Source organism: Alphaproteobacteria bacterium, assembly GCA_019635875.1.
Classification (GTDB): domain Bacteria; phylum Pseudomonadota; class Alphaproteobacteria; order Reyranellales; family Reyranellaceae; genus JAFAZJ01.
This window is the reverse complement of the sequence record JAHBYP010000001.1, coordinates 38,762-53,725: the sequence shown is the minus strand read 5'-3', so window position 1 is coordinate 53,725 and position 14,964 is coordinate 38,762. Positions and strand designations below refer to the sequence as shown.

Annotated in this window: 14 protein-coding genes, 1 tRNA gene and 1 pseudogene; 5 read left to right on the top strand and 11 right to left on the bottom strand. The window is 63.8% G+C overall.

All coding sequences use genetic code 11. The annotated features are described in order from the left end of the window. Window positions 1–2 precede the first annotated feature (2 nt). A complete protein-coding gene (locus KF889_00280; GenBank protein MBX3497852.1) occupies window positions 3–728 on the bottom strand; it encodes a DUF1538 domain-containing protein in 726 nt (241 codons plus the stop codon). 84 nt (window positions 729–812) lie between these two features. Between KF889_00280 and KF889_00275 the strand changes: the two genes are divergently transcribed. Beyond that, window positions 813–1,679: a universal stress protein gene (locus KF889_00275; GenBank protein MBX3497851.1), complete on the top strand. Its 867-nt coding sequence runs from the start codon at window positions 813–815 to the stop codon at window positions 1,677–1,679. A 71-nt stretch (window positions 1,680–1,750) separates the two neighbouring features. Here KF889_00275 and KF889_00270 read toward each other — a convergent pair. Both KF889_00270 and KF889_00265 read right to left on the bottom strand, forming a co-directional pair. Next, a pseudogene (locus tag KF889_00270) lies at window positions 1,751–2,016 on the bottom strand (type IV toxin-antitoxin system AbiEi family antitoxin domain-containing protein). Between the two features lie 317 nt (window positions 2,017–2,333). Then, window positions 2,334–2,408, bottom strand: a tRNA-Gly gene (locus KF889_00265). Window positions 2,409–2,476: 68 nt separating this feature from the next. Between KF889_00265 and KF889_00260 the strand changes: the two genes are divergently transcribed. Next, window positions 2,477–3,013 carry a prolyl-tRNA synthetase associated domain-containing protein gene (locus KF889_00260; protein ID MBX3497850.1) on the top strand — a complete coding sequence of 179 codons (537 nt, stop codon included), beginning with the start codon at window positions 2,477–2,479 and terminating at the stop codon, window positions 3,011–3,013. Between the two features lie 28 nt (window positions 3,014–3,041). Continuing rightward, entirely contained in the window at window positions 3,042–3,989 is a 948-nt protein-coding gene (locus KF889_00255) for a zinc ABC transporter substrate-binding protein (protein MBX3497849.1), read from the top strand. 43 nt (window positions 3,990–4,032) lie between these two features. On the opposite strand, the gene KF889_00250 is transcribed toward KF889_00255, so the two are convergent. After that, the gene (locus KF889_00250; GenBank protein MBX3497848.1) at window positions 4,033–5,370 is read right to left on the bottom strand and encodes an alpha/beta fold hydrolase; all 1,338 of its coding nucleotides are present in this window, start codon (window positions 5,368–5,370) and stop codon (window positions 4,033–4,035) included. A gap of 176 nt (window positions 5,371–5,546) precedes the next feature. Between KF889_00250 and KF889_00245 the strand changes: the two genes are divergently transcribed. Next, window positions 5,547–6,497 (top strand): hypothetical protein, encoded by a 951-nt coding sequence (locus tag KF889_00245; GenBank protein MBX3497847.1) that lies wholly within the window; start codon window positions 5,547–5,549, stop codon window positions 6,495–6,497. Window positions 6,498–6,625: 128 nt separating this feature from the next. Here the strand turns inward: KF889_00245 and nudB are convergent, their stop codons facing one another. After that, entirely contained in the window at window positions 6,626–7,072 is a 447-nt protein-coding gene (nudB, locus tag KF889_00240) for a dihydroneopterin triphosphate diphosphatase (protein ID MBX3497846.1), read from the bottom strand. Next, a complete protein-coding gene (locus KF889_00235) occupies window positions 7,069–8,049 on the bottom strand; it encodes an aldo/keto reductase (protein MBX3497845.1) in 981 nt (326 codons plus the stop codon). Before KF889_00235 ends, nudB begins: the two co-directional genes overlap by 4 nt. A gap of 110 nt (window positions 8,050–8,159) precedes the next feature. Between KF889_00235 and KF889_00230 the strand changes: the two genes are divergently transcribed. Next, the gene (locus tag KF889_00230) at window positions 8,160–8,864 is read left to right on the top strand and encodes an NnrU family protein (GenBank protein ID MBX3497844.1); all 705 of its coding nucleotides are present in this window, start codon (window positions 8,160–8,162) and stop codon (window positions 8,862–8,864) included. A 399-nt stretch (window positions 8,865–9,263) separates the two neighbouring features. Here the strand turns inward: KF889_00230 and KF889_00225 are convergent, their stop codons facing one another. The 5 genes from KF889_00225 to KF889_00205 all read right to left on the bottom strand — a co-directional run bounded on the left by KF889_00225 (window position 9,264) and on the right by KF889_00205 (window position 14,940). Then, window positions 9,264–9,731 carry a nucleoside 2-deoxyribosyltransferase gene (locus tag KF889_00225; protein MBX3497843.1) on the bottom strand — a complete coding sequence of 156 codons (468 nt, stop codon included), beginning with the start codon at window positions 9,729–9,731 and terminating at the stop codon, window positions 9,264–9,266. Continuing rightward, complete coding sequence (locus tag KF889_00220; GenBank protein ID MBX3497842.1) at window positions 9,732–11,438, bottom strand: SIR2 family protein; 1,707 nt, start codon at window positions 11,436–11,438, stop codon at window positions 9,732–9,734. Then, window positions 11,435–12,562 (bottom strand): hypothetical protein, encoded by a 1,128-nt coding sequence (locus KF889_00215; protein ID MBX3497841.1) that lies wholly within the window; start codon window positions 12,560–12,562, stop codon window positions 11,435–11,437. Before KF889_00215 ends, KF889_00220 begins: the two co-directional genes overlap by 4 nt. 438 nt (window positions 12,563–13,000) lie before the next feature. After that, window positions 13,001–13,648, bottom strand: a complete 648-nt coding sequence (locus KF889_00210) for a rhomboid family intramembrane serine protease (protein ID MBX3497840.1) — start codon at window positions 13,646–13,648, stop codon at window positions 13,001–13,003. A gap of 26 nt (window positions 13,649–13,674) precedes the next feature. Next, window positions 13,675–14,940 (bottom strand): argininosuccinate synthase, encoded by a 1,266-nt coding sequence (locus tag KF889_00205; protein ID MBX3497839.1) that lies wholly within the window; start codon window positions 14,938–14,940, stop codon window positions 13,675–13,677. Window positions 14,941–14,964 lie beyond the last annotated feature (24 nt).

Genomic DNA, 14,964 nt, shown 5'->3' with positions numbered 1-14,964 from the left:
CGCTATCCCAGAAGCGAGGCGCCGAGGAGGATCGTGATCATCGGCATGGCCGAGGCCAGCGCGACCGCGCCGAATCCATCCGCCAGCGGCGAACGCCCCTCTAGCACTGTTGCGAGGCCGATCCCTAAAGCCGCGATCAGCGGGATGTTGATGGCCGACGTCGCCGCCGCGCCTGCATCAAATGCGATTCCGGCCATGGAGGTTGGCTGCACCAGCACGACAATGAGGGCGATGGCATAGACGGCAAGGACTGGAGCATGAGCTGGCCAGCCCCTGATAATCCGGACACAACTCAGGACGACTGCGAGACCAACAGCCGCAGATGTCGCCAGCCGCAGGCCCAACGCAATTCGTGCGATCTCCCCCTTCTCTTCCATCGAAGTCATCGCCGTAGCTGCCTGCTCCGCGACCGCGATGAGAGCCGGCTCGGCGACGGTACTGCCGAAGCCCACAGCGAAGGCGAAAGATAGGAGAAGCCAGAGATTGGCCTTTTCCGCGAATTCTTCTGCCAGGCGCTCGCCCAACGGGAACAGACTCATGGATAATCCGGCGAGAAACAGTGTCAGCCCGAGAAGAACGAATGCCAATCCCATGAATTTCTCTCCGAGATCGGTCACCGACTCCTGCAAAATGACGAACTGGAAAAAGGAAACAACCAGGATGATCGGCGCGAGGTCCCGAGCATTCTGCATGAGGGGGCGCAAAAGTCGCATCATCTGATCGGGCATATCTCGCGGCCAAGATTGATAAAAGGCTGGTTCCTGGCGACGATAGCCTTACTATGATCCGGAACTCCACACCCGGAGCGGCCCATGAAGCAGATTCTCATTGCGTCGGACCTATCGGAACGATCGGAGCGCGCCCTGCGACGGGCGATTACTCTGGCTCGGCAGTTCGCCTCCCAGCTCTCGATTCTCCACGTCGTGGACGACGACAAGCCGCAGGCACTGATCGATGAGGAATGCAGAGGTGCCGAGAAAGCGCTTTCGCGCCTCCTAGAACAGTTGGGGCGAGATGGCTTCCAATCGACCCCAAGAATTACGGCTTTGGTGGGCGATCCGTTCCGGGTGATCGTGGACGAGGCCCAGAGGATTGACGCCGACCTCGTCGTTATGGGCTCGCACAGGAAGCGTCTGCTCGGTGATGTCTTCACCGGGACGACCATCGAGCGTGTGATGCGCCTCGGAGGCCGACCGGTACTCATGGTCAACCGTGACGATGACACCCCATATGGCGATGTGCTTGCCGCGGTCGATTTGTCCGAAGCTTCGGCTCACGCCCTTCGCTCGGCACAAGGACTTGGTCTTCTGAGCCCTTCCCAGGCCGGGGTGGTGCACGGCTTTCTCCCGCTAGGCGAGAGCATGATGTACTACGCTGGAGTTGAGCGTGAACAGGTGAACGAGCATGTGTCTGTGAGCGCCAGCCAGGCACGCGCCGCTATTGCGGCCTTTCTTCGCAACGAAGGGTTCGAAGAGATGTCGAAGTTGCTTCTCATCGAGAAGGGTGCACCGTTCGAAGCCATTGAGGCTGGGGTTCATCAGTTTCAGCCCGATCTTCTGATCATCGGTACACGGGGTCATGGCGGGTTGAAGAAGATGTTGCTTGGAAGCGTCGCCGACGCTGCGCTTCGGCATTTCGAATGCGATATCCTTGCGGTGCCACCAAGTTGCAATCGCTAGGTGTTCAGCAGCTACACATCGCCCGATCGCGCCTCGACAGAGGCGTCGGACCAGCGTCTATTCCTCGAAAGTCAAGCAGCCCTGCGACCTGCAGCGCGGTAGAGCCGGTAGCCGACCTTTGCGAGCAGACCCTCTTCGCACATCCGGGCCAAGTAGCAGCGCGGAACGCCAATCTCCGTCAGTTCACGCGTCCTTCAACTCCACGCTCGCTCGCCAATGCAACGGCCCTGTCGCGCAAGGAAGGTTTCGGGCCACCCGCAAGGCGTAGCCGTTCCGCGCGATCCCGGTCGCGCTTGCGGATTTTCGGCCCCACCGGCGTGCCTTGGCGTAGCGGAATGGCGAACTCGAATTTCTCATTTTCGTCGATCCCGGGGAGCCAGTTCTGAACGAAACTGCGAACCAAAATGGCGGCTCCCACCAGGACGATCCACGTAACGCGATGGATCCCGAACGACAAGCACCGCCCCTGACGACTGGCCAGATTGATCAACTTGACCACCCTAGGTTCGTAGGTTCGCCGCAAACACGCCACAGCATCCGGCGACTTTCGACTGGATGCATAGATTTCGCTCAGAAAGCTGCTTCTGGAGAGCTCTCCAAGCAAAAACGGCCCCGAGGGGCCGTTCTCAAATACTTGATTTTATTTAGGAAAACTGGAGCGGGCGAAGGGATTCGAACCCTCGACCCCGACCTTGGCAAGGTCGTGCTCTACCCCTGAGCTACGCCCGCGCTCCTCGCGGTGGGGGCGGGAGATACCGGCTTTCCATCGGCTTGGCAAGCTTGCTAAGCAGCGACCCATGGACACCGCCACCCTGCCCGACGGCCACGACCTGCCGACCACGCCGCAGGCGCTGCTGGCGCTGCTCGCCACGCTCGGCATCCCGCACGAGACCGTGGCGCACGAGGCGGTCTTCACCGTCGAGCAGTCGAGCCGCGTCAACGCGCAGCATCCGGCGCTGACCGGTGGCGTGCACATCAAGAACCTCTTCCTGCGCAACAAGCGCGAGGAGATGTGGCTGGTGGTGGCCGAGGCGCACCGGCCGATCGACCTCAAGCGGCTCGGCGAGCGCATCGGCCTGGGCCGCGCCTCGTTCGGCAGCGCCGAGCGGCTGATGAAACACCTCGGCGTGCGGCCGGGCTCGGTGACGCCCTTCGCGCTGGTCAACGACGGCGCGCATGCCGTGCGCCTGGCGGTCGACCGGGTGATCCTCGAGGCGCCGCGCGCCTGGGCGCATCCCCTGGTCAACACCATGACCGTGGGCCTGAGCGGCGCCGATCTCGGCCGCTTCTTCGGCCATACAGGCCATGCGCCGACCATCCTGACGCTTGACTGACGTTATAACATAACACTACTGTCCGGCCATGAAACCGACGACCCGGCGGCAGGCCTGTGCCCTCCTCGCGATCAGCGGCGCGCTGGCGGCGCTGCCGGCCCTCGGCCAGCAGAAGAAGCCGAAGGTCGTCGCCAGCTTCACCATCCTGGCCGATCTCGTCGCCGCGGTCGGCGGCGAGCGCATCGAGCTGGTCACCCTGGTGGGCGCCGACAAGGATGCGCACACCTATCAGCCGACCACCGGCGACAGCCGCACCGTCGCCGGCGCGCAGGTGCTGGTGAGCAACGGCCTGGGCTTCGAGGCCTGGGCCGACCGCCTGGCCGGCGCCGCGCCGTTCAAGGGACGGCGCATCGTCGCCACCGCGGGCGTGCCGCGCGAGCGCCACATCGCGGGCCATCACCACGGTCCTGGCCACGGCCACGGCCACGGCCACGGCAAGCCCGCCGGCGCCGACCCGCATATGTGGCAGGACGTGGCGCTGGCCCGCCGCTACGTCGCCGCCATCGCCCAGGGACTCGCCGAGGCCGACCCGGCCGGCGCCGAGGGCTACCGCCAGCGCGCCACGGCCTACGACCAGCGCCTGGCCGAACTCGATGCCTGGGTGCGCCAGCAGATCGACACCGTGCCCAAGGCCAAGCGCCGCGTCATCACCGGCCACGACGCCTTCCGCTATTTCGCGCGCGCCTACGGCGTGACCTTCCGCGCACCGCAGGGGCTGAGCACGGCGCAGGAAGCCTCGGCGCGCGACGTCGCCACCCTGATCCAGCAGATCCGCCGCGAGGGCATCCGCGCGATCTTCATCGAGAACATGGCCAACCCCAAGCTGATCGAGCAGATCGCCCGCGAGGCCGGCGGCGTGGTCGGCCCGGCGCTCTACGTCGATGCGCTCTCGCCGGCCGGCGGACCGGCGGACACCTACGAGAAGATGTTCCGCCACAACGTCGCCGCGCTGGTCGCCGGCATGGCGAAGAACTAGGAGCGAAACCGCCGGGTGCGCTGGTCCGCACACGGGCGGATGATCAGAGATCGACGGAGAACAGCGCCCATTGACCGGGGAGCCCTTTCAGCTCGGCGTTCCCATGTTCATGAAAGCCGATGCCGGATCCGGCCACAAGATCGGCGACGACGCGCGACACCAGCACCTCGCCGGCCTGTGCCCTGGCCATGACCCTGGCGGCAACATGCACGGCAATGCCGCCGATATCGGCGCCACGATCCTCGACCTCGCCGGTGTGAAGGCCGGCGCGAACCGACAGCTGCAGGCGCGCCAGCGACGGTTCCATGGCCAGGGCGCAGCGGATCGCTCGTCCCGGGCCGTCGAAGACGGCGAGAACGCCATCTCCGGTCGACTTGATCAGGCGGCCGCGATGCTGCTCGATCAACCGCCGGGCAATGCGGTCGTGCTCATCCAGTGTCCTGCGCCAGGCCGCATCGCCTAGACGGGCGGCATGATTTGTCGAATCGACAATGTCGGTAAACAGCACTGTCGCGAGGACGCGGTCGACCGCTTCCGCCACATGGCCCCGCTCACCGGTGACGAACTCCTCGATATCCGCGCACACGGCGTTGCCGTCGCCGGCCGTGGGCCAATGGTCGCCTGTCGCATACTCGATGTATTTCGCTCCCGGTATCTGCGCCGCGAAATAGCGGCCGCCTTCGACCGGGGCCATGATGTCGGTCTTGCGATGCAGGACCAGGGTCGGAACCCGGATGTCGGACAGGACCTGCCGAACGTCGAGCTTCAGGTTCATCTCGGTGAGGGCCCGATAGTTTCCGGGACTGCAGGAGAGACGTTCGATGCGCGGCCCCTGTGCCATGATCGGTTCGTTGCTCCAGGAGGGCGCGATCAGCTTGAACAGCCGACCGTCGCCATAGTAGCCCGCTGACTTGCGGATCTGCTCGTCGGTGAAGCCGTAGGGATAGTCCGGCGATCGGCTGAACTTGGCCAGGCCGGCGAGGAGAATGAGGTGGCTCACGCGCTCGGGATAGCTGGCAGCAAAGAAAGCCGACATCAGCGCGCCTTCGGAGTAGCCGCACAGGGCGATGCGCTGCATGCCGAGCGCGTCCATCACGGCCCTCACGTCGTCCACGCGCTCCTCGAGCGTTGCCGCACCCGGGACGCGGTCGGACAGGCCCTGGCCCCGCTTGTCGAAGATCGCCAACCGGCTGAACTGCGCCAATCGCCGGAAGAAATCCGTGGCGCCCGGAAGCATGTGGACGCCTTCGATGTGGAAGATCAGGCCAGGCACGAAAACCATGTCGACCGGACCGGCACCCAGTACCTGATAGGCGATGCTGACCTCTCCGGAGCGGGCGAACTTCGCTTCCGGCAGGTCGGTCAATTGGCCGAGATCCATGGATCACCTCGAGCCGGGGAAGGAGTCGGAGAAGCGGACTGAGCGCCGACCACCGCAACGAGGGATGTTACGGCGGGATCGCCATTCCAGCCATCCGGGAAATACCCGGTTCTCCGCAGCCGCCTGGTCGCTATCGCAGTGAAAGCTGAGATTCACCAGTCGGGGTCGAAGACGACATGAGGATCGCGCTCGACCGGGCGCGCGACTATATTGGCGTCATGTCCTTCGGTCGCCTTTGTCGCTGGTGCGCATTGCTCGTGCTGGGCGCCCTGTGGAGCCAGTCCGCGGGCGCCCAGCAGGACTCGCCCAAGACCGAGCGCATGCGCGTCGGCGATCGCGAGATGGCGATCCCGGCGCCGTTCCAGTATTGCGACCTCGACGCGGCGGATGCGCGCGACAAGCTGCTGATCGACGCGCTCGACCGGCTGCCGGGCGATCGCAAGGTGCTGCGGCGCATGTCGCCCTGCGACGAGCTGAAGCTGTGGCGCCAGGACAGGGACGCCGAGCCGATCGAGGTCATGCAGATGCTGCACGATCCGGCCGCCGGCCCGGTCGAGCGCGGCCGCATCGCCTACCTCAACGGCATCGTCGCCGGCCGTCCGGTTGCCGGCCGCGATGCGACCCTGAAGAAGGCCGCCGACGGCCCGCCCGACGGCACGGGCGCCTATCGCTACGGCCACATCGGCTTGATGGAGCGCACCGATCGCGCGCTGATGTCGGCCGATGCGGTGGTCGTGGCGATCGACGGCCGGCAGCACGAGATGGCCTCGCTGCGCGCCTGGACCGTCGCCGCCGGCCAGTCGATCGTGATCGAGGTCGTGGCGCCCTACGACGGCGACGGCGCGGCGCTCGACTGGATGCAGACGGACCAGCGCGACCATGTCGACCGGCTGCTGTCGGCCAATGGCGAGCGCGCGCGGCGCTTCGACGGCGCGCGGCCGCCGATCCTCACCCAGCCCGCCCCGACGCCGCGCAGGCCGCCGCCGCTGTTCAAGCCGCGCAATCCCGACGAGGAGGATTTCTTCGCCGACTACGGCGGCCAGGTCGCGCTCGGCATGCTGGGCGGCGGCGCCCTGCTGGTCATCGTCAGCCTGCTGTGGTCACGCCGCGTGCGCCGGCCGGCTTGAGTCGCCAAGGTACTTCCTTCCCCCGGAGGGGGAAGGTGCCCGAAGGGCGGAAGGGGGATGTTGAAGACGAACGCCGGAGTCCGTCTTCGACATCCCCCTTCCGTCGCTGCGCGCCACCTTCCCCCTCCTCAGACCAATCTCGCTCTCTCTGCCAATCTGACCAGGGCGGCGCGGTTGGTGGCGGAGTAGCAGCGGCCAAGCGCGTCGCGCCAGGGCAGCCAGAGGTAGCGGGCGTGCTCCTGAGGATGCAAGGTCGCGGCGAAGGGTGCCGGCACCTCGACGCCGAAGGTGTGCTCGACATTGTGCGTGACGTCGGGCGCGTAGCGCGGCCGCCAGCGTCCGTAGATGGCGTAGCGGTTGACCACGCCCCAGTCGCTCAGTGCCGCGCCGACGTCGAGGCCGGTCTCCTCCCGCACCTCGCGCCGCGCGGTGTCGGCCAGCGACGCGTCGGCCGCCTCGCGCGAGCCGGTGACCGACTGCCACCAGCCCGGCCAGTCGAGCCGCTCCAGCATCAGCACCTTCAGCTCGGCGGTGTGGATCACCACCAGCACCGATTCGGGAATCTTGAAGCTCATCGCTGCGCGGCGAGCGCCGCCACGCGATCGAGCGCGGCGCGCGGCAGCGGCCCCTTGCCGACCGCCGCGATCGCCTGCTCGAGGTGATCGAGCGTCGAGTAGCCGATGATCATGGTCGTCATGCCCTCGTGGGCGATGGCGAAGCGCATCGCCGCCTCGGTGAGGCTCGACGCGAAGCCCTCGCGGATCAGCATCTCGAAGCGGCGCGCGCGCTCGACGTCGGAGCGGAAGTCGCGGCCCGAGCCGATCGGGTCGACCACCTGCATGGCCAGCGGATGGCGCGCCTCGCTGCCCGAGAGCGCGCCGCCGGCCAGCGCGCGGATGCCGATCACGCCCATGCGCGCCTTCCTGGTGTGCTCCAGCAGGCGGCCGTAATCCTGGCCCGGCGCATTGGCCGGCATCGGCCCGCCGGCGCTGGGGTTGAGCATGTTGTACATCACCTGCGCGGTGTCGAAGGCCTGCGCGTCGACGACGCGGCGCAGCGCGCCCGACTCGCCGGTGGCGGTGATGCCGGCGAAGCGCATCTTGCCGGCGCGGCGCAGCCGCTCGAAGGCCGGCACGACCTCGTCGAGCACCGCCTCGACCTTGATCGAGCCCGGCCGGCCGCTGGTCTCGATCGGGTTGTGCAGCTGGAACAGGTCGACCGACTCCAGGCCCAGGCGCCCGAGGCTGGCGTCGAGCGCCTCGCCGATCGCCGCGCCGATGCGCGACATGTCGCCGGGCGCCAGCCGCACCTTGGTGCCGACCACGACGTTCGGCTTCAGCCGGGCCAGCACGCGGCCGAGATTGCGCTCCGATTCGCCATCGCCGTAGAGCGCCGCCGTGTCGAAATAGTTGATGCCCGCCTCCAGCGCGCGCGCCACGGCGCGCTCCTGGTCGGCCGCGTCGCCCTTGGTCATCAGGCCGCCCACGGCACCGCAGCCGAAACCGAGCACCGAGGTCTTCAGGCCCGTGCGGCCCAGCGTGCGCATCTCCATCGTGCCCTCCCCGGCGGTTGTTGGACCGAGCCTACGCCAGTTGGCGCATCGGTCGCTGATCATGTTACATTAACGACGTTCACTGACGAAGAATCGCAGGAGAAACAACGATGAACCTGGTGGCGGGCTCGATCCTGGCGATGGCCCTGGCGACGGCCTTCTTCGTCGGCGGGCACTTCCTGATGTCGCATCCGCTGCGCAGTCCGCTGCAGCGCCTGGCCGGCGCCAGGGCCTTCCCGGCGATCTACGCCGTGGTCGTCGGCATCGGCCTGGCCTGGATGATCTTCGCCCATAGCCGCGCGCCCTATGTCGCGCTGTGGGGCGATCCGATCTGGGCGCGCCACCTGCTGCTGCTGATCATGATCCCCTCGACCCTGCTGGTGGTGATCGGCAACGGCACGCCCAGCCCGGGCGTCGCCGGCGCCGAGAACAAGCCGTTCGACTATGCCGACGGCCTGGGCATCCACGCCATCGTGCGCCATCCCGGGCTGTGGGGCTTCGGCCTGTGGGCGCTGGGCCACATGATCGCCAACGGCGATGCCGCCACGGTGATCCTGACCGGCGGCATCGCGCTGCTCGCCTTCGGCGGCATGCTCGGCATCGACGCACGCAAGAGCCGCAGCTTTCCCGAGACCTACCCGGCCTTCGTCGCGCACACCTCGAACATCCCTTTCGCCGCGATGCTCGACGGCCGCACGCGGTTCAATTTCGCGAAGGTCGGCCCGCGCCGGCTGGCGATCGCGATCGTGGTGTATTTCGTGCTGCTGTTCGGCCACGGCTGGGTCATCGGCCGCAGCGCGTTGCCGGTGTGGTGAGCGGCGGGCGGCGAGCTCGGACTTCCCTTCCCCCGGGGGGGGGAAGGTGCCCGAAGGGCGGAAGGGGGATGTCGAAGACGGACTCCTCCGCCGAAATCGTCGACGAGATTCGCCAGCCCGAGCAACAGCAGGCGGGTCATCGGCGCGCCGTCGACGACCGCCTCCAAGGTCCAGAACTCGGGCGAGATCAGACGGGCGCGGGATATGGGACGCACTCCAGGGTGAAAACTGGAACCGGTGTGTACGCCCGGACCGCGCGAACTCCTATTTCCGCCTCTACGCGTGCTGGGGTGGCGCAATAGTGTCAATGGACACAGGCCTGATACACGCCCCTACGTCGAGCGGATCAAGGCAATGATGAGCGCATCGAGCAATATGCGACGAACCTAGCCTATCAATCTACCTCACGAGACGAGGTCGTTCAAAACTGCCTTCACCAAAGGCCTTCGCCCAATCTTCCAACATCTCCAAACAGCTAAATGTCTCAGACAAGGGAACGGCAATCATAGGGTTCAATCCCCATTGCAATAGAACACGCGGATCTGTGCGTATGCCGACGCAGCGCTTACCTAAAGCATGAGCAACGCCCAACTCGAACGCGGCCCCCTCATCCACTGCGCGACCATCCAAATTTATCACGAGCGCATCGCAAGCCCGAATGGCTCGTATATCCCTCTCAAAAACCACACGATACGCATCGCTGGGTGATAACCCTTGCTTAACAAGGTGCGGAACTAATTCGCCGTCTCGTTGAGGCAAAAAAACATCGCACCACCTTTGCAGCGTCTTACAGAGGTGCTCATTGTAGGTCCGCTCAGCCTCAGAAAAGAGAGGACTAGCCAAGTAGACATTCTTTCGAGGGAACACTCAATTGTCTCCTTGTATCGCGCGCAGCCGACCGGCGAAATCAAACGGTACATAGTCATCAAAATGAATGATGCGTGCTGCAGCCTTTACAGACGTCCCGACCGAGCATCGATCGCTATCAATGACACTCGCGTCCTTATAGATGTCGTCGAGGCGCGCCTTCTGATTGCTGAGATAGCTAGCGGTGCTACCATTAGCGACCTCCTCAGGCTTCGTACGGCCGCCCCGTTGCATCTGGCGTTGCACTAACGCTTCTGTTTCTGCTCGCACCAAGATGACCTGCCCTGCGCAAAAATCACGCATGTCGTCCCTCAGCAACCGCCCCAAAACTGCTTTCGCTCTCCTGGTCGCAGTTTCGCGCATTGGCTCATCATCCGTTGCGGGAAACGCAATAAAGTCGAGCGGCGCTCGATCTACCGCAACAATGCCAACCTTCATGGACCGGATCTCGGTATTCTTCTTCCAAATCGCGTCTTCAAGCCCTTCGTCAATCTCTTCTTCTTCTGTCTTCTTTAAGCCAATAGATTGCCGGTTCATGATCGGCGGCATTTTGTTCGGCCACTCTTCCACCGTCGCAAGATCTCGAAGATGCCTCAGAGTTGTGCTCTTTCCCGAGGAAACTGCCCCAACAACGTAATAGACATACCTAGCAATCTGGGAATGCTTCTTCAGATGTCCCTCAAAATCATCCTCTGTCATCATAACAGTCAAAAGAAGTTCGCTAACCTCTGCCGAGCTTGCGAAGATGGTCACCAGATTGTAGGTCTCGAAATTTGCCTCTCGAATTGCTCGTCGCTGATCGTCGTTGAGTTCGCTCTCGCCATTCCGAACCCAATGCACGTAATAGTTCACATGTGCAGGTCGCTGATTAGCGTGTTGCCTCAACGCGTTCTTTAAAGTGCCATCAGCCAATGAGTGACCAATTATAAGGCAAGTTTTGTCGGCAAGGTGTCGAAGTAAGAAGTTGGACTCCTCCGTGTTGGTGTTGGCGAGATGATCGGCAAAGGTGGCCTCCGTCAGGACAAGACTTTCACTCCCACGCAGGCCTCGCCGTAAGGGCGTGTATCCGTTTGGATGATAAATATTCACCACTCCGCGCCGCAAGAATGGCTCAGGACGCCAAAATGAATGGTATCGACGACTAGGGGGCTCTTGGGACGGGTTCAACTCGATTGCGGCCTCAAGAGCATCGTCAAAATTGTGACTAACCACCAATCCAGCGCTCGGCGCTCCGGTGCCTTGAAACCCCGCCAACTGTGTTCCGATGTTATGGGCTAGTCGGCCCAAGTTAAGTAGGTAGGGATGATCCCTGATTTTTTGGACATACGCGCTCTCATCAAACTCCCCGTCAACGTTAAGAAAGCACTTGTAAAGACATTGAGCGACGACATCACGCCAACCAACCGAAACCGCTGCATCGAGCCGCGCGCCACCCGCCCAACCAAGCTCCTCCTTGCGCAACTTCTTGTAGTGCTGAAAGAGCTGCTCGGCGCGATGTGCCTCTGGCGCCCCGGCACCGCTATAATTCAATCTTTGCTCGATTCCCTCGATGAGATCCTTCCACTTAGGAATCTCCAGCTCATCGCTAACCCCCGAGCCGAGAATCAGCCCCAATCGCCCGATACGACGGGCGTAGTTAAGGTGGCAAAGTGCCTTCGCGTATCGGGCAACTAGGGGAGCCATCCCTGAACTAGCGATCACACTCATAGTAAGGCCAGCTGCCTTGCACTGTGGCGCAAACGGGACTGCCAATCGAGTGGCGCCAATTGCTTCTCTGGAATGGCCTTCGCCCCTATGGTCACAGAGACATAATGGTCGAGTACGTCAAGGAAGCCTGGATCAAACTGCTGATCAACGTGATTAACGTTCCACAACCCGCTCTTTCGAATCTGCCGTTTTGCGGACCGAAGGCCCAGCCATTCGCTGCTGGGTGGATCAAGAGGTCTGCATCCATTCGACAACAAAGCGATGAGATTTTGTTCGAGGTAAGCGCGATCGTTGCCTTTGTCGGCCTCTCCGGGCACTGCAACGAGGAGAACGCACAAGTTGGCAAGATAGTTAGAAACGGCCCTCTCAAGATCACGTTCAGCAGCAAGCGCCTCTTTGTCGGCGGTCGGCGTGCCCCAAGTGCTAACAGAAGGAGCTCGACTCGCATTCATTAGGCTTTGACCGGTGTGTAATCGAAAGATTGAGCTGCGATGGTTTCCTTCTCCCATCGCAGTTCCGTAATGGGTCCTCATGCGGTTTTTGAGAGAGGCTTTGGAGCCAGCTGCGACACCATGAGTCCCGACTCTTACAATGCGCAGCTGATCTATCTGCTTCAGTCGTGGCTCAGCTTCGTCGAGAAAAAGATAGATACCCGACGGGGGCATCTCGCCGCCGACAATATTTCGGAGCCGCCTTCCTTCCATGTTTTTCGAGAGACGCCCGATAATCTTATAGGCAGCATCGAGCACTCGCTGACTTTTTTCCGGATCTGTAGCCGTATCGAGAGCCTGCAGCTTTTTACCGATAGGGAGGGCAAACTCGCACTTTCGTTCAAATCGGACACCTGCATCGCACAATAGCTCGTCATACTCCTCGCCGCAGATCGAGGTGACTCGATCGCTAGGATCAAGAAGAGTTGCCACTTGGGAGGACACGCGCTGGGCAAGTACCGCTCGCTCGGGTCGGGAAAGCGTTGTGAGCTTGAGATCGTACGGAGCGATGACTTCCGACGGCCGGACCAATCCGTGCTTTGCCGACAGAATCATCCATGCGTCGAAGTTCGCTTGGGCGTACCTGCGTGACTTATAAAACAGCTCTGATGAATAGAGATTCTCTGCGCGCATTGGTGCATCGCGCTTATGCGCCGTGCAACTAACGATGCAGACTGTCCTCGCGCTCATGCTCAATACCTTGGCCGCCAGTCTATCGAGACCTTTGAAGCAACACGACACACATAGCCACGCTTCTGGTGGACCTTATCCACAGTTGTCAGGTTGTACACCTGAGACTTGAGGGTGACGCTATTTCGCCCTTCCAGCCGCCAACCTCAACCCCTGCGTCTAGATCGCCCAATCCTTCACTCTCACCATGGTGGCCGCTTCTGCAGCCGGGCGATCTGCTAGCCGAATTGTGCCCTCGCGCTTTCCAGCGCCTCACATGCGGCCAAGATGGGCGAGGCAGGCGGCGGCGTAGAGGTGCGGCGAGAAAGAGTGCGGTGGTGCGCGATCACCCCGCGGTAGCTGACAATGGCGACTCAACCCGTCGGGACCGCGCTCCCTGGATCAGATGCGCAGCCGCGAGATCGGCACGAAGAGCAGCAGCCCGGCGAGGAAGCCGCCGATATGGCCGGCCCAGGCGATGGTGTCGCCGCTGGGCGTCGTGGTGAACAGGCCGAGCCCGACCTGCAGGGCGAGCCACAGGATGGTGAAGGGCACCATGGCGGTCAGCCGCCCGGCGGCGCGCAGCACGATCAGCAGCGCGCCGAACAAGCCGCTGATCGCGCCCGACGCGCCCAGCATCGGCGAAATGTCGGCCGGGTAGAAGGCGACGTGCAGCGCCGCGCCGATCAGCCCGGCGAGGACGAACAGCAGCACATAGCGCCAGGTGCCGAGCAGTCGCTCTACCGGCGAGCCGAAGGCGGCGAGCGTGGCGACGTTGACGCCGACATGCAGCCAGTCGGCGTGCAGCACCATGTGGGTGAGCGGTGCCAGGACCACCGATTCGATGTCGGTCGGCACCGCGCCGGTGAAGCGCGCGGGGATCATCGAGAAGGTGAAGATCAGCTCGGTGTCGAGCTTGTCCGACAACAGCTGGCGCAGCCCGTGCAGCACCAGCATGAAGACGATCAGCGCCAGCGTGACCGGCGGCAGGTTGATCGCCGGCTCGCGCGGCGGCGGCGCGCCGGGGAAGTCGCGATGGTCGAACGGCATGCCGCGCTTCCCCGCCCGCCGTCCCGTCAGGCCTTCTTCGGCCCGCCCTGGCCGATGCCGCGCAGCCGCAGGCGCAGCGCGTTGAGCTTGATGAAGCCCTCGGCGTCGCGCTGGTTGTAGGCGCCGGCGTCCTCCTCGAAGGTGACGTGCTGCATCGAGTACAGCGACTTGGGCGACTTGCGGCCGACCACCAGCGCATGGCCTTTGTAGAGCTTCATCCGCACCGTGCCGGTGACGTTCTCCTGGCTGCGGTCGATCGCGGCCTGCAGCATCTCGCGCTCCGGGCTGTACCAGAAGCCGAAATAGATCAGCTCGGCGTAGCGCGGCATCAGCTCGTCCTTGAGGTGCCCGGCGCCGCGATCCAGCGTGATCGATTCGATGCCGCGGTGTGCCGCGTGCAGGATGGTGCCGCCGGGCGTCTCGTAGATGCCGCGGCTCTTCATGCCGACGAAGCGGTTCTCGACCAGGTCGAGGCGGCCGATGCCGTTGGCCTTGCCCAGCTCGTTGAGCTTCGTCAGCAGGGTGGCCGGCGACATCCTCACGCCGTCGACGGCGACGGCGTCGCCCTTCTCGAAGTCGATGGTGATGTAGCTCGCCTTGTCGGGCGCGGCCTCCGGCGAAATGGTGCGCTGGTAGACCATCTCGTCGGCCTCCTCCCAGGGATCCTCGAGGATCTTGCCCTCGCTGGAGGAGTGCAGGAGGTTGGCATCGACCGAGAACGGCGCCTCGCCGCGCTTGTCCTTGGCGATCGGGATCTGGTGCTTCTCGGCGAACTCCAGCAGCTTGGTGCGCGACGTCAGCTCCCACTCGCGCCACGGCGCGATCACCTTGATGTCGGGTTGCAGCGCGTAGTAGCTGAGCTCGAAGCGCACCTGGTCGTTGCCCTTGCCGGTCGAGCCGTGACAGACGGCGTCGGCGCCGTACTCGCGGGCGATTTCGATCTGGCGCTTGGCGATCAGCGGCCGGGCGATCGAGGTGCCGAGCAGGTACTGGCCCTCGTACAGCGCGTTGGCGCGGAACATCGGGAACACGAAATCGCGCACGAACTCCTCGCGCACGTCGTCCATGTGGATGTTCTCGGGCTTGATGCCCAGCATCTCCGCCTTCTGGCGCGCCGGCCCGAGCTCCTCGCCCTGGCCGAGATCGGCGGTGAAGGTGATGACCTCGCAATTGTAGGTCGTCTGCAGCCACTTGAGGATGACCGAGGTGTCGAGACCGCCGGAATAGGCGAGCACCACCTTCTTGATGTCGCCGCGCTTGTGCGGCCCGGTGTATTGCACGGAGACAGCCATTGAAGCCTCGTTGGGAGGCCGGAC